19 protein-coding genes are annotated in these 19,407 nt (G+C 49.3%); 7 read left to right on the top strand and 12 right to left on the bottom strand.

The window, feature by feature from the left end:
• Window positions 1–7: 7 nt before the first annotated feature.
• The 8 genes from lpxB to AC5I6P_RS09575 form a co-directional block, all read right to left on the bottom strand.
• Window positions 8–1,183, bottom strand: a complete 1,176-nt coding sequence (gene lpxB / locus AC5I6P_RS09610) for a lipid-A-disaccharide synthase (RefSeq protein WP_495693529.1) — start codon at window positions 1,181–1,183, stop codon at window positions 8–10.
• Window positions 1,180–1,986, bottom strand: coding sequence for an acyl-ACP--UDP-N-acetylglucosamine O-acyltransferase (gene lpxA / locus AC5I6P_RS09605; protein ID WP_495693528.1), 807 nt, complete (start codon window positions 1,984–1,986; stop codon window positions 1,180–1,182). Before lpxA ends, lpxB begins: the two co-directional genes overlap by 4 nt.
• 202 nt (window positions 1,987–2,188) lie before the next feature.
• Complete coding sequence (fabZ, locus tag AC5I6P_RS09600; protein ID WP_495693527.1) at window positions 2,189–2,689, bottom strand: 3-hydroxyacyl-ACP dehydratase FabZ; 501 nt, start codon at window positions 2,687–2,689, stop codon at window positions 2,189–2,191.
• A gap of 39 nt (window positions 2,690–2,728) precedes the next feature.
• Complete coding sequence (gene lpxC, locus AC5I6P_RS09595; protein WP_495693526.1) at window positions 2,729–3,613, bottom strand: UDP-3-O-acyl-N-acetylglucosamine deacetylase; 885 nt, start codon at window positions 3,611–3,613, stop codon at window positions 2,729–2,731.
• Window positions 3,614–6,061 carry a BamA/TamA family outer membrane protein gene (locus AC5I6P_RS09590; protein WP_495693525.1) on the bottom strand — a complete coding sequence of 816 codons (2,448 nt, stop codon included), beginning with the start codon at window positions 6,059–6,061 and terminating at the stop codon, window positions 3,614–3,616.
• 156 nt (window positions 6,062–6,217) lie between these two features.
• Window positions 6,218–6,970, bottom strand: a complete 753-nt coding sequence (gene purC, locus AC5I6P_RS09585) for a phosphoribosylaminoimidazolesuccinocarboxamide synthase (protein WP_495693524.1) — start codon at window positions 6,968–6,970, stop codon at window positions 6,218–6,220.
• Window positions 6,971–7,047: 77 nt separating this feature from the next.
• Window positions 7,048–8,337, bottom strand: coding sequence for a cytosine deaminase (gene codA, locus AC5I6P_RS09580; RefSeq protein WP_495693523.1), 1,290 nt, complete (start codon window positions 8,335–8,337; stop codon window positions 7,048–7,050).
• Between the two features lie 191 nt (window positions 8,338–8,528).
• Window positions 8,529–8,894, bottom strand: a complete 366-nt coding sequence (locus AC5I6P_RS09575; protein ID WP_495693522.1) for a hypothetical protein — start codon at window positions 8,892–8,894, stop codon at window positions 8,529–8,531.
• 404 nt (window positions 8,895–9,298) lie between these two features.
• Between AC5I6P_RS09575 and AC5I6P_RS09570 the strand changes: the two genes are divergently transcribed.
• From AC5I6P_RS09570 to AC5I6P_RS09545, 6 genes are all read left to right on the top strand, one after another.
• Window positions 9,299–10,453, top strand: coding sequence for a citrate synthase (locus AC5I6P_RS09570; RefSeq protein ID WP_495693521.1), 1,155 nt, complete (start codon window positions 9,299–9,301; stop codon window positions 10,451–10,453).
• A gap of 371 nt (window positions 10,454–10,824) precedes the next feature.
• Window positions 10,825–11,943 (top strand): NADH-quinone oxidoreductase subunit NuoH, encoded by a 1,119-nt coding sequence (nuoH, locus tag AC5I6P_RS09565; RefSeq protein WP_495693520.1) that lies wholly within the window; start codon window positions 10,825–10,827, stop codon window positions 11,941–11,943.
• Window positions 11,944–11,983: 40 nt separating this feature from the next.
• A complete protein-coding gene (gene ndhI / locus AC5I6P_RS09560) occupies window positions 11,984–12,565 on the top strand; it encodes an NAD(P)H-quinone oxidoreductase subunit I (protein ID WP_495693519.1) in 582 nt (193 codons plus the stop codon).
• A gap of 51 nt (window positions 12,566–12,616) precedes the next feature.
• Entirely contained in the window at window positions 12,617–13,228 is a 612-nt protein-coding gene (locus tag AC5I6P_RS09555; RefSeq protein ID WP_495693518.1) for an NADH-quinone oxidoreductase subunit J, read from the top strand.
• 12 nt (window positions 13,229–13,240) lie between these two features.
• Window positions 13,241–13,546 (top strand): NADH-quinone oxidoreductase subunit NuoK, encoded by a 306-nt coding sequence (nuoK, locus tag AC5I6P_RS09550; protein WP_495693517.1) that lies wholly within the window; start codon window positions 13,241–13,243, stop codon window positions 13,544–13,546.
• A 253-nt stretch (window positions 13,547–13,799) separates the two neighbouring features.
• The gene (locus AC5I6P_RS09545) at window positions 13,800–14,717 is read left to right on the top strand and encodes an NAD(+) kinase (RefSeq protein ID WP_495693516.1); all 918 of its coding nucleotides are present in this window, start codon (window positions 13,800–13,802) and stop codon (window positions 14,715–14,717) included.
• Between the two features lie 9 nt (window positions 14,718–14,726).
• Here AC5I6P_RS09545 and AC5I6P_RS09540 read toward each other — a convergent pair whose 3' ends face one another.
• The 4 genes from AC5I6P_RS09540 to AC5I6P_RS09525 all read right to left on the bottom strand — a co-directional run bounded on the left by AC5I6P_RS09540 (window position 14,727) and on the right by AC5I6P_RS09525 (window position 18,759).
• Window positions 14,727–15,830, bottom strand: coding sequence for a glycosyltransferase family 4 protein (locus tag AC5I6P_RS09540; protein WP_495693515.1), 1,104 nt, complete (start codon window positions 15,828–15,830; stop codon window positions 14,727–14,729).
• Window positions 15,831–15,838: 8 nt separating this feature from the next.
• Window positions 15,839–16,786, bottom strand: a complete 948-nt coding sequence (hpsE, locus tag AC5I6P_RS09535) for a hormogonium polysaccharide biosynthesis glycosyltransferase HpsE (RefSeq protein WP_495693514.1) — start codon at window positions 16,784–16,786, stop codon at window positions 15,839–15,841.
• Window positions 16,787–16,916: 130 nt separating this feature from the next.
• On the bottom strand, window positions 16,917–18,248 hold the full coding sequence (locus tag AC5I6P_RS09530; protein WP_495693513.1) for an S-layer homology domain-containing protein: 1,332 nt from the start codon (window positions 18,246–18,248) through the stop codon (window positions 16,917–16,919).
• Window positions 18,249–18,318: 70 nt separating this feature from the next.
• Window positions 18,319–18,759 (bottom strand): hypothetical protein, encoded by a 441-nt coding sequence (locus tag AC5I6P_RS09525; protein WP_495693512.1) that lies wholly within the window; start codon window positions 18,757–18,759, stop codon window positions 18,319–18,321.
• Between the two features lie 286 nt (window positions 18,760–19,045).
• Here AC5I6P_RS09525 and AC5I6P_RS09520 point away from each other — a divergent pair, with 286 nt between their 5' ends.
• Entirely contained in the window at window positions 19,046–19,372 is a 327-nt protein-coding gene (locus AC5I6P_RS09520; protein WP_495693511.1) for a hypothetical protein, read from the top strand.
• Window positions 19,373–19,407 lie beyond the last annotated feature (35 nt).

The raw sequence follows: 19,407 nt of genomic DNA, 5'->3' as shown, positions 1-19,407 counted from the left end.
TCCAAAATCAAAGTTTGAGCAGTTTAAGAATTTCTTGAGCGGCGCGATCGCCCACTCCCGGTTCTCCTAACGCGGCTCTCATCGCCTGATAGCCTGCGATCGTCCGCTCCCTCACCTCTGGTTTCAACTGCTCTAACGCCACATCTGCGATGGTTCGAGGAATTGCCTCCTCCTGCAAAAATTCCGGCACGATCGGCTTCATCAGCACCAGATTCGGCGGTGACATAAATGGAATGGAGAACTTAATAATATTTCTGGCGACCCAAGCCGTGATTGGATTGACCCGATACATCACCACTTGCGGTACATTCAGCAATGCCATTTCGAGGTTCACCGTACCAGATTTGGTCAGCGCCAGATCTGCCGCTGCGATCGCGCTCAGCGTCGATTTTCCCTGGTTACTCTCTAGAATCGTGGCGCGAAGCTGGTGTTTGGCGATCGCGCGTTCTACCGCACCGCGATATTTCCCTAGCGACAGTGGAATCCAAAAGTGAGCTGTCGGAACCTGTGCCTGGATCAGCTGAGCCGCTTGAAACATGATCGGCATGAGATATTTGATTTCTTGTTGACGCGACGCAGGCAGTAGCACGATCGCAACCTGCTCGTCTGAAATCCCTAACGCCGCACGAGCCGTCAATCGATCGGGAGCCGCCTCCATGCGATCGAGCAAGGGATGCCCGACTAGTCGTACGTTTGCACCATGCTGAGCGTAATATCGGGCTTCTTCTGGAAAAATAGCTAAGAGCGAGTCGGTAATGCTGACAATCTTTTTGGTGTTTTCAAGCGTGTGCGACCACACCCACTCCTGTGGCGAAATAAAATAAGCGGTTGGAACGTGCGGCAAGTGTTGACGAACGTAGCGACCAATGCTGATGTTGGGGTTCATGTAGTCAATCATCACCACGGCATCGGGCGGGTTTTGCAGCAAATACTGTTTTGCTCGTTGCTGAAGACTGAGCGTTGGCAGAATGTAGGGCAGAGATTCAAATATGCCGATCGAGCCGATCGAGCTGGTGTTGCCCAGCAAGATTGCGCCAGCTTCTGCCATGCGATCGCCGCCCAATGCCAAAATTTCAAGATCGATATTCAGTGATCTCGCCTGCTTCTGCAACGCTTCCACTAACAACGCCGCCTGAAGATCCCCTGATACTTCTCCCGTGCTGATGAAAATACGCCGCTTCATTCGCCACCCTTGACTAAAACAGGCGTTAATCCTCGGCGTCCGGGCGAGACCGACAGCCGAATAAACTGATGCAAATGCTGGATATGCTCATTTTCAGGCAACAGCTCAAGCTGATCCAACGCCTCTGTCAGCCGTAGACCAGAGCGGTAAAGAATCCGAAATGCCTTTCTCAAAAGCTGCAAATCGTCCGCCGAAAATCCCGATCGCTGGAGTCCAATCTTGTGCAGCGCTCGAATCCGACCCGGATTTCCTTCTACTATCATGTACGGCGGCACATCGCGATCAATTCTGGCCATGCCACCTACCATTGCATGACGCCCAATCCGCACAAACTGATGAACGCCCAGCACGCCGCTAATTCTGGCTTTCGTCTCGATGTAAACATGTCCCGCCAGTGACACCGAGTTAGAAATAATCACCTGATCTTCAATCACGCAGTTATGACCGACATGAGTATAGGCCATCAAGAGATTGCCGTTGCCAATCAGCGTCACGTCATCTCCATGCGTCGGGCGGTGAATTGTCACAAACTCCCGAATTTGATTGCCGTTACCAATTTTTAGCAGACCCAGCGACCCATCGTATTTTAGATCCTGCGGCTCTAGCCCGATCGCGGCTCCTGGAAAGAAGTGATTGCGCTCCCCAATGTCAGTGTTGCCCTCAATCACCACATGATGTCCAACGATCGTCCCCGCTCGAACTTTCACATGTTCTCCGATCACCGCGTACGCGCCAACCTGTACAGTTGGATGAAGTTCAGCCCCAGGATGAATTACAGCAGTCGGATGAATTAGGGTTGTCATATCAGAGGTAGAAACAGGGGGGAAAGAGCGCAGCAATGTAAAAGACGCGATGCGTTCTCAGATTTCGCCTGGCGAACCCTTTGAAACTTGGCAGAGCCAGTTTCTTTGAAGTTTCACCCGGCGTTAATCGCGTCTACACCGATCAAGTTGAAACGGGAACATCCAACAACGCTAGATTACAACCCGAACAATCGTCCGTATTTTAATCTACCAAGGCAAACATTAGATCACCCGAGCATGCAAGCTGACCGTCAACTTCCGCACGACCGCGCATCTTCCCAAATCGACGACCCTTCACCGACAACAGTTCCACCGTCATTACCAGTTGATCACCTGGCACAACCGGACGGCGAAACCGGACACCATCAATTCCGGCAAACATAAACAATCCGTCCTGAACGCCCGCCATCTGCGTCAGCACGACTCCGCCAACTTGCGCCATTGCCTCAACGATTAGCACTCCTGGCATAATCGGACGCCCCGGAAAATGCCCCTGAAACTGAGGTTCATTAAACGTGACATTCTTAATTCCAACCGCCAGTTTGCCAGGCACAAAATCAATGATGCGATCGACCAGTGCAAACGGGTAGCGATGAGGTAGCAGTTGATGAATTTCTTCAAGCGTAAATGTTGTCTTCGTCTCAGAAGCACTCTCAGCTGCGAGATTTTCTACAGACGCATGGGTTTCGAGCAGGGTTGACATGAGGTTTGGGGTTAAAAATCAAGAGCCGTCGTTCGTTAGTTACGAAGGACGTATTGCAAGAATATGACGAACGAGTTGAGTGTGCAAACGATGGCTTGCTTTATAGGCAAGAAAATGAGCCGTTGGAAACGCTCCCAACAAACTTAAATCCCCAATGAGATCTAGCAGTTTATGGCGAACTGGCTCATTTGCAAATCGCAGAGGCGGATTGATCCATCCTTCTGAGCTGCAAACCAAGGCGTTTTCAAGCGAGCCGCCTTTAATTAAACCATTTGCCCGCAACTGTTCAACCTGATGGGCTAATCCAAAGGTGCGGGCGGGGGCAATATCTGTTTCAAACAAGGATTGCTGGGGTGACCAACTGTACCACTGATTGCCGATCGCGCTCACTTCAAAATCAATGCCATAGGTAAATCGCAATTCTGGCGCAGGCAGGGCGGCAACAAAAGCATCGTCCTCTCGAATCCAAATTGGTTCTGTAAGCGTGAGTGTGGAGCGCGGAGCGGATTGAGAAACAATGCCTGCATCTGCGATCGCGATCGTCCACTCTTTCGCCGACCCGTCGAGCAACGGCACTTCCGCTCCATCAATTTCAATCCGGGCGTTATCGACTCCCAGTGCTGAAAGCGAGGCGAGCAAATGCTCCACAGTCCGAACTCGGGCCTCGCCGCTCACCAACTCTGTCGAAAGCAGAGTGGGATTGACCGCCTCACCCTTTGCCAAAACTTCAGGCGCATCAGGCAGATCGACTCGGACAAAGTAGCGTCCTCGTCCGGGTTCGGCAGGCAGCACTCGCACATGAGCCATTACACCGCTATGAAGTCCCACGCCCGATCGCGAGAAGCTGGACGCCAAGGTACACTGGCGAGTCTCAGAGGCAGATTCTGCTTGGGCAACGCTGAGACCTTGACGACGATCGTTCATTTAGAATCGTTCTCCAAATCCAAACCGGATGTTGTTACCGCCTTGATCGTTGATACCAAAGTCAATCCGGATCGGACCGAGAGGCGATCTAACGCGAATTCCCACGCCATAACCGAGTCCGCTTCCTGGCTTTCCTCGTACCCCCGCCGGGTTACCTGGAACATTGTCTCCAGTTCCCAAATCAGTGGCCGCATCAACAAACAGCGCACCCGAAATAATCGAGAATAGCGGGAAGCGATATTCGGCAGTAGCTTGCAAATAGCTCTTACCGCTACCTACATCTCCTTCATCATAACCACGCACCGAGTTCGTACCACCGAGCGGGAAGGCTTCATAGGGAGGAATATCGCCTAATACCGTTCCGCCTTGCACGTTGAAGGCAAAGGCTTGCGGGCAACCTTCGCGGTTTGGTTCCTCTCCAATTCTAGGTTTCTGGTCACGACATCCGGGTGAAATTTTCAGCAGTCGAGTTGGAATGTAGAAGCTGTAGCTTCCTCGGAGGCGATTGAAGAAAATACTGCCCGATCCGACGGGAACCGATTGTTCTGTGCTAAATCGCAGCAGGGATCCGCTGGTGGGTTGGAGAAAATCATTACGGCGATCGCGCACAAACGCGAGTTGAGCCGTAAACAAATCATCTTTACCAGACGGATCAAAGCTCAACAGATTGCCCAGTTCATCGCGATTACTGAGTTTGCCATCGGCATCGCGCACCGACACCCGCTGATACTGCAAGCCAAGAGACGCATTCCACTCTGAGCGCTCATAGGGATTTTTCGAGAGCGGACGGCTAAAGCTAATGCCGCCCCCCGTGCGAACGATGCGAGGGCGATCGCCATTCGGCAACTCAATTTCCGGATCGCCACCCTCAAAAATCAGCGAAATGGTTCTGCGACGGAATAGGTTAGCGGTGTAGGAGGTGCGATACGGATCGCCTGCAATCCAGGGGTCGGTAAAACTCAGGTCAAACTGTTGATCGCGCTGACCAATCTGAACTTCGGCATTCAGTTTTTGGTTGTTGCCCCCAAAGTTTTGCTGTCCAAAGCTGACGCTACCAAACAAGCCGCTCGCCGAGCTAAAGCCACCTGCAACTCCAAAGTTTCCAGTGTTGCGCTCGACAACATTTGCGACTACAACAACTTTCCGAGGATCTTGTCCTGGTTGCAGGGAGAGCTTGATATCTTCAAAAATGCCGAGACCAAACGCACGCTGTAGGTCACGTTCTGCCGTGTTGCGGTTAAAGACATCCCCCGGCTTTAGTTGAAACTCGCGGGTGACGATAAACGGGCGCGTCCGTCCCCGAATCGGATTGCCCTTCCCGTCTTGGGTTTGACCTTCCTTGTTAATGAACTGGACTTGCAGCGCTTCGACTTCTCCTTCAGCGACTTGCAAGGTAACGTTGCCATCAGGATTGACTCTCGGCGCGTCTACAACTTGTGCCAGAACATAGCCATTGCTCTGATACCACTTGTTAAGTTCCTGAATGCCGTTTTGCAGATCGCGTAGGTTGAGAATTTTGCCATACTGCGGACTGAAAATATCTTGAACGACTTTGGATGGAAGCACTCGGCCCCCTTCTACTTGAACCGATCGCAGTGGCGGATTTGGCGTGACATCAAAAGTGACTCGTACCCCAAGTGGGGTATCGGTCGGGTTTGCTCTCACGTTCGAGAAAAAGCCTGTTGCAAAGACCGCATTGATATCTTCTTGAAGCTGCGATCGTGTCGTTGTTTGTCCAGGCTGAGTCCGAATCACCCGGTAAACTTCAGCTTGTAGTTCTTCATTTGCACCTACGACCAGCACTTCACTGACCAAAACCTGGGGTTCCGGTTCAGCATTCTGCTCCGGTTGACTAGGTTGAGCAGGCTGACCGGGCTGAGTGGCAGGTGGCGTAACGGACGGATCGGTCGGCGTTGTTTCTGGGGGAGCAACCGGACTTGGAGAGGTCTGAACTCCAGGAGCAGGGGTAATTTGAGTCCCAGACGGAGGAGTGGCAGGTTGAGGGGGCAAAACCGGATTGGCTGGCTCCGTGGGTGCGGCAGGAATAGTGGGTTGCGGCGTTGGCGACGGAGCCGGTTGAGATGGATTGAGCGGATCAACTTGAATTCGGTTCGGTGTTTCCTGCTCGATCGAGCCGCCTTGTGCCACTTCCACAGCTTTCGCCTGAGGCGAGGTTCGAGAAACCGGTTGGGGTAACGGAGCAACGGCTGCCCGCTTTGAAACGGGAATCGTCTCTACCACAACGTCTTTTGAGAGTGGTTTCAGCTTAAGATCCGATTGGGCTACGGCACGCTTTAGCTCTGTGGAAGCGACAGAATTCACCACAACCGAGCGGGCTGAACTCGTCGCTGATTTGGCTGAAGCTTTAGAAGTTTGGGCGTTAGCAGAAGTCGCGCAACTGATCGCCGCAATCGAAAGGGCTGCCATTAAAGCAGGAGATAAACGCATTTTGTTCACAGTATTTCGCACGTCCTCAGACCTCTGCACAAAGCAGACTCTACATCACGATAGTAAGAAACAGTCCCGATCCTGACAGAACTGTGAAATTCTACCGCATCATGGGTATCAATCCTCGGTTATGAGTGCCAGGAATTCTTCTAGCACTCATATAGTCTGTTGCAGCACCCGTTCCATTACCTGACGATAGGCATCCTCGACGTTGCCCAAGTCTCGCCGAAATCGATCTTTGTCCATCACCCGCTTGTTGGGATCGGATTCCGCCTGGTTCCACAACCGACAGGTATCTGGGCTAATCTCATCTGCCAGAATAATTTGACCCGTGTGATTAGCACTTTGACCAACCGAGGAAACGCAGCCAAATTCCAACTTAAAGTCTACGAGGGTGATGCCACACTGCTGAAAAAAGTCCGTCAGAATCTGATTGATCCGCGACGCTAGTTCTATTAATTGATCTACTTGATCCGGGGTAGCTAGATCAAGGACTCGTAGACGGTCGAAAGTTAACAATGGATCGCCAAGTTCATCGTTTTTGTAATAAAACTCTACTAAGGGAGGGGTCAGAATCGTTCCTAGCTTCAATCCTGTTTGTTGACAGAGACTCCCGGCAGCAATGTTCCTGACAACGACCTCTAACGGCAAAATCTTTACAGATTTGACGCGCATCTCATTAGGGAACGTACGATCGATAAAATGCGTTGGAATGCCGTTCGCCTCCATCAACTTAAACAAATGAGTTGAAATCGCACAGTTAAACTCGCCTTTTCCGGTGATGCTGCCTTTTTTTTGGGCATTAAACGCTGTTGCATCGTCCTTGAAGTGCGTTAGGAGAATATTAGGATCTTCTGTAGCGTAGAGAATTTTAGCTTTGCCTTCGTAGAGCTTTTGACCAACAGCCATAGTGTGCGGTTTTAGTAACTTGCGAAACAACTCGCAAAGGGACTGAGTTATTTTAACTTGGAAGCAAACCGCAGAAGCTAGGTTGCTTGCCAGGTCACTTCTGCTGGACTGGTTTTAGCAAGTAGCTTGCCTTGAGAAATTACATATCGAACAGTCGCGCGACGACGAATTGCGTCATAGCGATCGTTGGCATCTAAGACAATCAAATTGGCAGGCTTGCCCACGGCAATTCCATACTCTTCTAGGTTCAGAGTTTTGGCTCCGTTCCAAGTCACCATGTTATAGCAGGCGTCAATCTCTGCCATTCCTGTCATCTGACACACATGAACTGCCATTGATGCAACGTCTAACATGTTGCCTGTTCCCAGTGAGTACCAAGGATCTTGAATGCAGTCATGTCCTAAGCTAACGTTGATGCCCTGCTGCCAAAGTTCTTTGACACGGGTTACCCCTCGTCGTTTGGGATAAGTATCGGTGCGTCCTTGCAGAGTGATGTTAATTAACGGATTGGCAATGAAGTTAAGTTGGGTGCGCTGAAGAAATCCGAGCAATTTGAAGGCATAAGCGTTGTTGTAGGAGCCAAATGCCGTCGTGTGACTAGCGGTAACTCGTGACCCCATTCCACAACGGATGGCGGACGCGGCGACCACTTCTAAAAATCTTGACTGATCATCATCAATTTCGTCGCAATGAATGTCAATTAAGCGATCGTACTGCTCTGCCCATTCAAAGATCCGATGCACTGAGTTAACGCCGTCTTCTCGCGTTAACTCATAGTGAGGAATGCCGCCGATCACATCTACGCCCATTTTGAGCGCTTCTTCCATCAAGTCTTGGTTTTTCGGACTTCCGTAGATGCCATCTTGCGGAAACGCCACCACTTGCAGAGTCAGCCAGTCTTTTACGTCCTCACGCACCTCTAGCAGCGCTTGCAGCGCTGTTAAGCTCGCTTCGCTGACATCGGCATGACTGCGCACAAACAGCACCCCTTGTGCGGCCTGCTGCTTCAGCGTTGCGATTGCCCTCTGCTTCACGTCCTCGAGTGAGAGAGTTTGCTTGCGATCGCGCCAAATCTCGATGCCCTCAAACAGAGTGCCGCTCTCATTCCAACGCGGCTCCCCAGCAGTGAGGGCAGAGTCGAGGTGAATGTGAGACTCGACAAACGGAGGGCTGACAAGCTGATTTTGAACATCGAGTTCGATCGAGGCTGTACCGTCAATGTGCGGCGCGATCGCGGCAATCGTTCGGGAAACGGAACCATTTGCGGTGCGCCCTGCGCTAATTGCAATATCTACAATTTCAGTACGATCGGGCGCCGATAGAAGCTTGCAGCGTCGTAGCAGCAACTCGTAATTTTGAGAAGTCATGATCTAACCCACTCGCAGTTCTAACCAATCCACTCTATCGGATTAGAAAGTTGTGTTGTGATGTCCGATCCTGCACTTTAGAGAAAGCTCTTAAAACATAGCTAGTCGCAAACAGAGGTTCCAATCCTCTAACCCTTCTGCCCAAACTGCGTTTATGAAGGATTAACCATTCTCAGCAGTGTTTCTCGTCGTCAGCACGCTTGATCCATCAACGGCTCTAACCAAGGTTGAAACTGGTCTCGACGAAAAATTTGTGCACGGCGGTGATAATCAAACCGGACAAGACTAGGCAAACCATGTTGACGAATACAACTTTTAATCCATGAAGCTACGCCTTGACCCTCTTCAGCCGCCATTTCGGTTTGAAACGGACCGTACATCAGAACCAAGTGAGTATGCGTCTGTAGAGGAGCATCTAACTCGATCAGCTTAGTAAGGTTCGTTCTGGTTCGGTCTTGGGTTTCAACAGGTTTGTGTAAATGACGTGAGTTTGCTGTTTTTCGAGATGCCCAATTCTGCTGATGGGCCGTCTTATTATGGGAATAGTTGTGATGCATATAACTCCTTACGAACGTGTATAAAAAGCGCCAATCCATATCTCCCAGCATGTAGCAGGCGCTGGAAAAATTAGTTGGCTACTAGGTAGATGCAATTTAGTCAAGGTTTAAAGCTTTACTATTCTGATAATATTGTCTTTTATAAAAAACTGCAAATCTTAATTTATCTGTATCTTAAACAAGTACTTTCCATCCCCAAAATGTGGTATTCCGAAATAGTGAGGTGTTATGACGATTAAAGCGTCGCGAAACTCTAGAGCAGCTAGTTAATTTACGGCTTAATGGCTAGAAGTTGTTTCAATAATTCATCATTTATAACCCTGGGATTCGGATGAACCACTACAAACTGTTTTTCTGAATCTGATAAGTTAACCAGTGAATCATCAATTATTAACGGTGAACGAATGACTGTCTGCGAATTTAGGGCAGGTCTTGAAGGTGTTCCCGCCACCCAATCCAGCATCAGCTTTGTGGATGGGCAAAAAGGAATCCTGGAATATCGCGGTATTCCCATCCAGGAACTTGCAACCAAAAGTACCTTTCTTGAGACTGCTTATCTCCTAATTTGGAATGAGCTACCGACCCGCGACGTTCTTGCGGAGTTCGAGCATGAGATTCAGTATCATCGTCGCCTGAAGTACCGCATTCGGGACATGATGAAGTGCTTTCCAGAAAGCGGACATCCGATGGATGCTTTGCAAGCGTCTGCTGCTGCTTTAGGACTGTTTTACTCAAAGCGGGCATTAGATGATCCGACTTATATCCGAGAGGCAGTCGTCCGAATTTTGGCAAAAGTTCCGACGATGGTGGCAGCATTTCAATTAATGCGTAAGGGCAATGATCCGGTTCAGCCAAGGGACGATTTAGGATATGCTGCAAACTTCTTGTACATGCTGAATGAGCAAGAGCCTGATCCTTTCGCTGCCCGTATTTTTGATGTGTCGCTCATGCTTCATGCAGAACACACCATTAATGCATCCACGTTTTCGGCTATGGTGACTGCTTCCACTCTGACCGACCCTTATGCTGTCATTGCCTCAGCAGTCGGGACGTTGGCAGGTCCGCTGCATGGGGGAGCCAGCGAGGAAGTGGTGGAAATGCTAGAACAGATTGGCTCGGTGGAAAACGTCCGCCCGTTTCTCGAAGACCGACTAGAGCATAAGCAGAGAATCATGGGCTTTGGGCATAGAGTCTATAAAGTTAAAGATCCAAGGGCGATTATTTTGCAGCAGTTAGCTGAGCAACTGTTTGAGAAGTTTGGCCAAGACAAGTTCTATGACATTGCTGTTGAGGTAGAGCGGGTGGTGGAGGAAAAACTTGGACATCGAGGGATCTTCCCGAACGTAGATTTCTATTCCGGTTTGGTTTACCGCAAGCTTGGTATACCAACAGATCTGTTCACGCCAGTATTTGCCATTTCTCGGGCGGCTGGCTGGCTTGCCCATTGGAAGGAGCAATTGGGAGAAAATCGGATTTTTCGACCAACGCAAATTTATACAGGGTTACATTCAGCACCTTATGTTCCGATCGATGAACGACAAAAACTTATTACCCCTTGATGGGTGAGACCCCTCTTGTCGTTTTTCAATTCCCTTGTAACTATATCAACGTGACGATTTTCAGGAACTCCAGCCCTCAGACATCTTGCTTCTGGGGGCTTCTTTATTGAAATATGCAAAATGTGGGGTGTAGGGCTTACTCGTAAGTTAGATACTTTACTCGCTGCATAGTACGGATAAAAGCTTTGGGCGCGACTTCCAGTTTTAAAGATTGAATTCTTCGGTGGGTAAGAAGGTTAGAAATTCAATGCTTTAGAAAGGTTTGGTTTCCGTCAGACCGCTATACTGATAGTCGTTGGGGTTGTTAAGAATCTTCATCGTGAGGGCTTCGCGACACTTCAACGCTTAAGATTTGCTGCGTAATGGGAACTATGAACCCAGGAATTGATCTTCAAGGAAGTTTTATCGAGTCCCTTAAGAGCTTTGGTTTACCTCCGGGTGTGGCCAAAGTTCTTTGGATGCCTTTCCCGATGCTGATTATGCTAGTTGGCGCGACTCTAGGCGTCTTCACACTGGTGTGGCTAGAGCGAAAAATTTCGGCGGCAGCTCAGCAGCGCATTGGTCCTGAGTTTATTGGCCCTTTGGGAATTTTGGCTCCGCTTGCGGATGGACTGAAGCTCGTCTTTAAAGAAGACGTAGTGCCTGCCCAAGCAGACGGCTTACTGTTCACGTTGGGGCCTGCGATCGTCGTCATTCCAGCGTTTCTGTCCTACCTGATTGTGCCGTTTGGACAGAACATGATCATCACCGATGTGGGAATGGGCATTTTCCTCTGGATTGCGCTCTCTAGCGTCGTCCCGATCGGGTTACTGATGTCGGGCTATGCTTCCAACAACAAATACTCCCTGCTGGGCGGACTGAGGGCCGCCGCACAGTCAATTAGCTACGAGTTGCCTCTAGCGCTGTCGGTGTTAGCGATCGTACTGATGTCTAACTCGCTTAGCACGGTGGACATTGTGAATCAGCAGGCGGGCTACGGAATTTTGGGCTGGAACATTTGGCGACAGCCGGTTGGATTTCTGATTTTTTGGATTGCAGCCTTAGCAGAATGCGAGCGAATTCCGTTTGACTTGCCAGAAGCAGAGGAAGAACTGGTAGCAGGCTACCAAACCGAGTATTCAGGCATGAAGTTTGCCTTGTTTTACATTGGTTCCTACGTCAACCTGACCCTTTCAGCCCTGCTATTTGCGGTTCTGTATTTGGGCGGATGGGAATTCTTTGTACCAATTGGTACGATCGCAGGATTCTTGAATATCAGCGAGACAACGCCTTGGCTGCAAGTGGTGGCAGCAGTGCTAGGGATCGGCATGACCCTGCTAAAGGCATATTTTCTAATCTTCATTGCGATCCTAATGCGCTGGACGGTTCCTCGCGTGCGCATTGATCAACTCCTAGATTTGGGCTGGAAGTTCTTGCTTCCGGTTTCGCTAGTGAACTTGCTGATTACGGCGGGTTTAAAGCTTGCCTTTCCAGTGGCATTTGGTGGCTAATTCGCAACCCTTGCCCTTTGCCTTAAGAGCGGAGAACACAATGCTAAAGTTTCTGAAACAAGTTGGTGACTACACCAAAGAGGCGGTTCAAGCGGGTAAATATATTGGTCAAGGCTTGGCTGTCACCTTTGACCATATGCGCCGTCGCCCTGTAACCGTTCAATATCCCTATGAAAAGCTGATTCCATCCGAGCGCTTCCGGGGACGTATCCACTTTGAGTTTGACAAGTGTATCGCGTGCGAAGTGTGTGTGCGCGTCTGCCCAATTAACCTGCCTGTGGTGGATTGGGAATTTAACAAAGAGTCGAAGAAAAAACAACTCAATCACTACAGCATTGATTTTGGGATTTGTATTTTCTGCGGGAACTGCGTGGAATTCTGCCCTACCAATTGCTTGTCAATGACTGAAGAGTATGAGCTGTCAACCTACGATCGTCATGAGTTGAATTTTGACAGTGTGGCGTTAGGTCGCCTGCCCTATAAGGTCACGGATGATTCGATGGTGACGCCGTTGCGAGAACTGGTGTATCTTCCCAAAGGAGTTCTAGAGCCCCATGATTTGCCTCCGGGATCGAAGCGAGCTGGGGCACGCCCTGAGGAAATTGTAGAATCCGAAAAATAATCGTAGAGACGACCTAAGGGGTCGTCTGCCCCTGTATTTGGAGAGAAGAGCGTGAATTTAGCGGAAGGAGTTCAGATTGTATCGTTTGGTATCCTGTCAGTGATGATGTTAGGAGCCGCGATCGGGGTGGTGCTACTTGACAGCATTGTGTATTCCGCCTTTCTGTTAGGCGGTGTCTTCATCAGCATCGCAGGGATTTATTTACTGCTGAACGCAGATTTTATTGCCGCCGCGCAAGTCTTAATCTACGTTGGCGCGGTCAACGTCCTGATTCTGTTTGCGATCATGCTGGTCAACAAGCGACAAGAGTTTCAGCCTGTGCCGAGGGCCTGGATTCGTAAGGCGGCAACAGCAGCGGTTTGCGCGGGTATTTTTGCCCTCCTCAGTACGATGGTGCTTTCCACCCCGTGGGCGATTTCCACCGCGACTCCAGCTGGAAATGCGTCAGTTGTGGTAATTGGTTTGCACTTCTTCAGTGATTTCTTGTTGCCCTTCGAGTTGGCTTCGATCTTGCTGCTGATGGCGTTGATTGGCGCGGTTGTGCTTGCTCGTCGCGAGTTTCTGCCTGATGATGATTTCGAGAAGGCGCAAGCGGAGGCGTTGAAGTTGCCAGAGCGACCTCGTGAGTTAGTTCCGTCAGGTCGTAATGAAACGGTGAAATAAGGGTAGGTTAATATGCAACTCCAGTATTTTCTTCTTGTAGCGGCGGCGTTGTTCTGCATTGGCATTTATGGCTTAGTGAATAGCCGCAATGCAGTGCGGGTGTTGATGTCGATCGAACTGATGCTGAATGCCGTGAATTTGAACTTGATGGCATTTTCTAACTATCTCGATCCGCAAACGATCAAAGGTCAAATTTTTACGGTATTTGTGATTGCGATCGCAGCCGCTGAAGCTGCCGTTGGACTGGCGATCGTGCTGGCTATTTACCGAAATCGCGACACGGTGGATATGGAGCAATTTAACTTACTCAAGTGGTAGAAAAATTCTACTCCGATTCAACGACTCCTATATTTACGCGGGGGTGCAGCCTAATGCACCCCTTGCTTTTGGGTGTCTACTGACGTGTGGCTAGGTGAAGCGTGCTAGTAATGAACCTAACGAGGTCGTCGCTCGAAAGCGGGCAACAGTTGCAACAAAACTCTCCACCTCCTTCATAATTGATTCGCGAGAAACGAATCAACCTAGAGTTCTAGATGGTATAACAACTTGAAGTCCTTCTGATGCTGGCGTTGTGCAGTTAAAGCAAGTCATTATTATTCACAAGGCAGGCGACCTGATGAGTAAGCGTTGGGCAGAGAAGTGTGTCCAAGCGCTAGAACATCGGGGCTGTCGAGTGCTGTTAGGTCCAAGCGGCCCGAAAGATAATCCTTATCCTGTGTTTCTGGCATCGGTGACGCAACCGATTGATTTAGCGATCGTACTAGGCGGCGATGGAACCGCGCTCTCTGCGGCAAGAAATTTAGCGGCGGATCGAATTCCGATATTGGCGGTGAATGTGGGTGGACATTTGGGATTTCTCACCGAGTCACCCGATGATTTTGACAGCGACACGGTTTGGGATCGCTTAGCAGAAGATCGATTTGCGGTGCAGCGTCGGATGATGCTGCAGGCAGCAGTGCATGAAGGCAATCGAACGAATTTGGAGGCCGTAAGCGATCGCTATCTCGCCCTCAATGAGATGTGCATCAAACCTGCTTCTGCGGATCGGATGATCACCTCAATTTTAGAAATGGAAATTGACGGTGCAGTGGTGGATCAATATCAAGGCGATGGCTTGATTGTGGCGACTCCGACCGGCTCGACGTGTTACACAGTGGCCGCGAATGGGCCAATTATTCATCCGGGGATGGAAGCGATCGCAATTACGCCCATTTGCCCCCTGAGTTTATCGAGTCGCCCAATCGTCATTCCACCCGGTTCTGTGGTCAGCATTTGGGCGTTGGCTGATCCAGACTTGAGTACCAAGCTTTGGATGGATGGAGTGCTAGCGACCTCAATGTGGCCCGGACAGCGAGTTGATATTCGGATGGCAGAGTATGACGCTCAATTTATTATTTTGAGAGAAGATTACTCGTATTATCAAACGCTACGCGAGAAATTGCAGTGGGCAGGGGCACGAATTCAGTACGGCAACCATTTCAGAAATTGATGATAGAAATTAATGAGTAGCGAAAGGGTTTAAGTCGTAGCAAAGTTCGAGGAGTTGAGCCGTGATTCTATCGGATGAGAAGTGATCTATTACGTATTGATTTGCCTTTTGTCCTCGTTCAATGGCCTCAGTTGGATTGTCTAGACACGCTTTCATTGCCCTTGCTAATCCTTCAATATCTTCCCGTTCAAACATCAGATTATATGGGCTTGCCATTTCGGGTAAACCTCCAACCTTTGCCACGATCGAACACGTTTGAACACTCGATGCTTCTAACGTGACATAGCCCGCAGGCTCTTGCCAGCGAGATGGAACAACGAGCGCTAGAGAGGATCGAACTAGATGAAGAATCTCCTGACGATCGCGACTGCCTAAAAACTCGATGCGATCACGAACTAGTAATTCATCGGCTAATGATTTCAGCTCATCGCTAGAACTTCCATCTCCTATAATCCAGACTTGAAACTGGTAACCCCAATCTTGTAAAAGCTTAGCTGCTTTGACCAACAAATCAATTCCTTTATCTCCATACACTCGACCGACGTAAGTAAAGATGTAGGGGTGAACTAAGCTATTTACTGTCTTTGTAGACTGATCTAACGGAACGGAAATCGGATTAAATAACGTAGAAACAGTCCAGGGAAAACTGTGTGATTCTGCTAGAAACTGACTACAAGCCGTGTGGCGATCGGCAAGCAATGCTGTTAGAAACCGAACTCCAAATCTTGCCCATTTAATGAACGTATAAAGTTTCCATTTGAGAGGATAGTTTGCTTTAGGTAAGGTCTGAATTAGTTCTGTTTGAAGCCGTTTTAAAAATGGCATCTTTTCATAATTAGAATGAATAGACGAATAGAATAAATAGTGATATTTGATAATAATTTTTTTACCTAACAGCTTGCATAGTAAAGCAAATCCTAAATGATTAGAATTCATGTGAATCAAATCAGCGTTTGCGATCGCGTTGATCCACTGCCAGATCGACGCGGTTTTAGTCGAAATGACTTGAGTTTCTACACTCCGCAGGTTTAATGCAGGTTCAATCGCCCGGACATAGGTTAAAACGCCCGCAATTTCTCCATCGCGGTGCGTGTGTTGGATTAATAATTTCATTGCAGATATCACTTCAAACGAAGCGCATGGAGCCATAAATAGAATGGGCTCAGTAAGCTGCTGACTAACAACTGCATCTCGCACCCGATCGCCAAATCCGTTTGAATCAAGGTGCGGTACTTGAATACATGCAAAATAACTCTTTTGAGATCATTAACTAAATAAAGCGGCAAAAACAAAGGACGTTGCCATGGACGGAGCCGCACCATCCGAATATGAGTTCGGGCAAACCCAATGCCTCGAATTAGAGAAAACAAGTAATCTTTCTCCAAGCGCCATCTCGGAATCTGATGATAGAGGTGCATCTCAGGGTTATACCAGATCTCCCAGCCCGCCTGCTGAATGTGAGCTAAGGCTTCAATATCTTCACTTGCCAGCATCGCGCCTGCGACTCGACCTAACAAAATGGGCTTTTCTGGCACTGCCTCTAGCCAAGCCTGACGCCGAATCACCAGCCCAGCTCCGGGAGGCAGCATCCGTGCCTGGGGTTCGTAGCGATACGGCTTCGAGCCTCGCTCGATCACGGCTAAAAAGACGGCGATTTTCTTAATCTCAGGTGGCGGTTCAACCTCGTAGTTGCCGTGAATTTGTCCTCCAAATGCGCCAATTTTGGGATGGCTGTTTCCAAATTGGTACACTTGAGCAACCCAATCCTCGGCAGGTAACGTGTCGTCATCGAGAAAACAGACGAATATTCCAGACGCCGCTTGAACTGCCCGCGATCGCGCCAGTGCCAATCCCTGCTCTGGCTCAAATACGTACCTTAGAGGAGAGCGCTGCCACTGACGTTGACACGCCTCAATCACTTGCTGTGTACCATCAGTGCTGTTGTTATCGACAACAATCACTTCCCAAGACATTGAGGTTGGGGTGACCTGCGATCGAAGGCAGTCCAACACTTTACCAATGCGAGATTCACCATTGTAGGTACAGATTGCAACGCTTAGATCCATCATGGAGTAGGTGAAGGAACGAAAGCATAGCCCGCATAAGTGCTTGTTGAAGTGCTTGTAGCGAGAGGATGCTTCTGTCAGTCTTCACCAATGCAATCCGTTAGAAACAACGACATCCATTCTCCACGTATTTTTAGGCTTTTAGGTTTCCTTTCAGCACGTCTTGTGCGGAGACGCCGTCTCCCTGGAAGCCGAAATACCACAGCACCGCCGCCGCTTCTGCCCGGGTGACTGGGCGCTTGGGTTGAAATAGGGTCGTGTAGCCGAAGGCTCTGCGAATGTTGGCTTGATCCCCGTTTTGGTAGTCGGCTAACACAGCTCGCAAAGCTCTAGAGTCAATTCGCCCTGCATCTTGAAATCCCCACGTTTGTTTGACTGCATCTAGGGTAGCGGTCGGCAACGCCTGTCTCATATCAACTGGAATTTTCCAAAGAATTAACTCTTCGCGGCTAAGCGGGGCATTGGGACGAAATAAGACGGCAGTACTATCGCCTGAGAGAGAACTCGGAATCAACCCAGCTTCCGCAAGTCCTTGAATCGCCGCAAAATTCGGATTTTTAGCAGAAACATCTTTGAATGCAGGCTGGGCAGTTTCAACGCCGAGCCGAATTTGCCTAGCTGGACGATCGGCATAGACCCGATTGTTCGTCGCGACAAGCCAGCGGGCATACTCTCCACGCGTGATGGTCTTATTTGGCTCGAACGTTTTGGCAGAATTCTTCTCTTTTGAATTAGATGAATTAGATGAACTAGACGGCGTGAGAGCTCCAAGCTGCGCGAGATCGCTGATGTAGGAACGCAACTGTTGAGGCGCTTTGTTTAAATCAGCAAACGCTTGTGTTTGGGCGCTATCGGGGGAGGCAGATGAGGCTGATGACGCAGTGCTGTCTGGTGGAATCGGGCCTACAAACTCAGGGTCGCCGGGTTGAGGATTTGAGGATGCAGGGGACTGAGCGGCTTGGGCGTCAGAAGGTTTAGTTTCAATGCTAATCCTGGTTCCTGCTTGAGCGTTTGGTTGCACTCCGACCGCAATTTGAAGTCCGTCCCGACTTGCCTCAAAGTTGCCTTGATTTTGTTCTGTAGGTTGCTGATTCAGCTTCCAGCCATTTTTCTGGAGTTGATCGCGGTAGAAGGTGCTGACGCGATCTCGGCTATCTTCTGTTGTCCATCGCGTCAGTAACTCAGCACTTTGTTCGAGGGGAAACTCGCCTGTGGAAGTGGCTTCAACCAGTGTTGCGTTGGGATAGGTCGGAACCTCAACGGGAAACTTGGGCGGAAGCTGAACCTGCGACGCTGGAGTGGGCTGCGAGTTGCTTGCATCAAGCGGGCTGGGGCTGCTGTTGAGTCTAGGATCGGCAGCAAAGGTATCTTGAAGGGACTTGCCTGCTGGACCGGAGCAGCTAGCTAAAGGCACGAGCAAGACGGCAATTAAACCAAGCTGTGTGGAGATTCGTTGAAGTAACACGGGCGCACCGACCAACCTTAGAAAAATTACTTCCACCCTAGCGCAGATAAAGCGGCTCTGTCAGACACCCCTATTCGCGATCGTCTTCTAGCATTTTTTGCAAGCGCGATCGCTCTTCGCCATAGCAGCCCTTTAATCCCAGCCGAGCAGCTTCTAGTTCTTGAGATTCTTCTGAAATCACCGTAAGTTTTTTAAACCACCAGTGGTAAAACGTGGGAAATTTTACCTCTTCCTGAGCGACTTCTAAAAGTTCTAAAGCGCGTTCATGGGCAGTCGGTCTGCAATCTGACTCGCAAGGTTGCTGGAGGAGAAGGCTGGCGCGATCGCGCATCTGGTTCCGAATTTCGGAGGATTTAAGTTTAATACAGTCGTGACAAACATCTCCTTGCAGCAGTCCGTGATCGCTGTAGAGAAGAGCGCGAAGTTTTCCTGCTTCAAAGAGTTGACCGCAAGTTGTACATAGTAGTTTTTTAGGGCAAGTCGCTAAGGTGCGCTCAAGATGAATTTTCATTTTTACTATACAGTCAAACTCAAATTCTAGTTGTATCCTAGATTTCCTAAGTTACTAGATCCCGGTTAAGATGCGCTTCTAATTTTGCAATTCTCTATATTAAAAAATCTCGCATTTCAAATAAATAAGGGGTTCAAATAAAGCTACTTTTTGGTTCATGAATCGCCAAACTGCAGGCTAAGCTGCTATTTGGCGATATGAAATTGCTAACCTAAAAGAATAAGCGGGTAAAATGCTGCTAGACTACGTGGGAATTTCATAACAATTTGAGCTAGGCAAGGTTGAGGTGAACGGACAATACGTTTCCAGAAAAGAGCTTTTGCAGGTGATTGATGATCACTGGATGCTAGAAGATCCCGATCGCAATGAGTATGCCTTTCTGTTCCGCTTGATTCAGGAGCGACACCGAACTCAGTTTGAGCAAACCTTTCAGCAGTCTACGCCAGAGCAATACGAAGCGGTGCAGCGTCATCTTAGGACAATCGACCAAGAGCGAAATCGTGCTGAAGAGATTCTCTATTGGCTTTATCTGGATAATGAATTGAGACAGCAAGGACGAACGTTTCCTGATCAGGTTGAAGCCAAACATAAAAGAGGAGATCGGTCGGTGTGATCTCCTCTCTAAAGTCATCGAATTGAAATTAAGCG

The sequence above is a fragment of the Myxacorys sp. genome, from assembly GCF_059501405.1.
The sequence above is the reverse complement of the archived record's forward strand: the minus strand, read 5'-3'. Positions and strand labels throughout refer to the sequence as shown.

What these genes read in the sequence shown, in the direction of transcription:
- hpsE (WP_495693514.1), bottom strand. Translation starts at nt 16,786, where the DNA reads ATGATGGATCTAAGCGTTGCAATCTGTACCTACAATGGTGAATCTCGC.
- AC5I6P_RS09590 (WP_495693525.1), bottom strand. Translation starts at nt 6,061, where the DNA reads ATGCGTTTATCTCCTGCTTTAATGGCAGCCCTTTCGATTGCGGCGATC.
- purC (WP_495693524.1), bottom strand. Translation starts at nt 6,970, where the DNA reads ATGGCTGTTGGTCAAAAGCTCTACGAAGGCAAAGCTAAAATTCTCTAC.
- nuoK (WP_495693517.1), top strand. Translation starts at nt 13,241, where the DNA reads ATGCAACTCCAGTATTTTCTTCTTGTAGCGGCGGCGTTGTTCTGCATT.
- nuoH (WP_495693520.1), top strand. Translation starts at nt 10,825, where the DNA reads ATGAACCCAGGAATTGATCTTCAAGGAAGTTTTATCGAGTCCCTTAAG.
- codA (WP_495693523.1), bottom strand. Translation starts at nt 8,337, where the DNA reads ATGACTTCTCAAAATTACGAGTTGCTGCTACGACGCTGCAAGCTTCTA.
- ndhI (WP_495693519.1), top strand. Translation starts at nt 11,984, where the DNA reads ATGCTAAAGTTTCTGAAACAAGTTGGTGACTACACCAAAGAGGCGGTT.
- AC5I6P_RS09570 (WP_495693521.1), top strand. Translation starts at nt 9,299, where the DNA reads ATGACTGTCTGCGAATTTAGGGCAGGTCTTGAAGGTGTTCCCGCCACC.
- fabZ (WP_495693527.1), bottom strand. Translation starts at nt 2,689, where the DNA reads ATGTCAACCCTGCTCGAAACCCATGCGTCTGTAGAAAATCTCGCAGCT.
- AC5I6P_RS09540 (WP_495693515.1), bottom strand. Translation starts at nt 15,830, where the DNA reads ATGAAATTATTAATCCAACACACGCACCGCGATGGAGAAATTGCGGGC.
- lpxA (WP_495693528.1), bottom strand. Translation starts at nt 1,986, where the DNA reads ATGACAACCCTAATTCATCCGACTGCTGTAATTCATCCTGGGGCTGAA.
- AC5I6P_RS09575 (WP_495693522.1), bottom strand. Translation starts at nt 8,894, where the DNA reads ATGCATCACAACTATTCCCATAATAAGACGGCCCATCAGCAGAATTGG.
- lpxB (WP_495693529.1), bottom strand. Translation starts at nt 1,183, where the DNA reads ATGAAGCGGCGTATTTTCATCAGCACGGGAGAAGTATCAGGGGATCTT.
- AC5I6P_RS09525 (WP_495693512.1), bottom strand. Translation starts at nt 18,759, where the DNA reads ATGAAAATTCATCTTGAGCGCACCTTAGCGACTTGCCCTAAAAAACTA.
- lpxC (WP_495693526.1), bottom strand. Translation starts at nt 3,613, where the DNA reads ATGAACGATCGTCGTCAAGGTCTCAGCGTTGCCCAAGCAGAATCTGCC.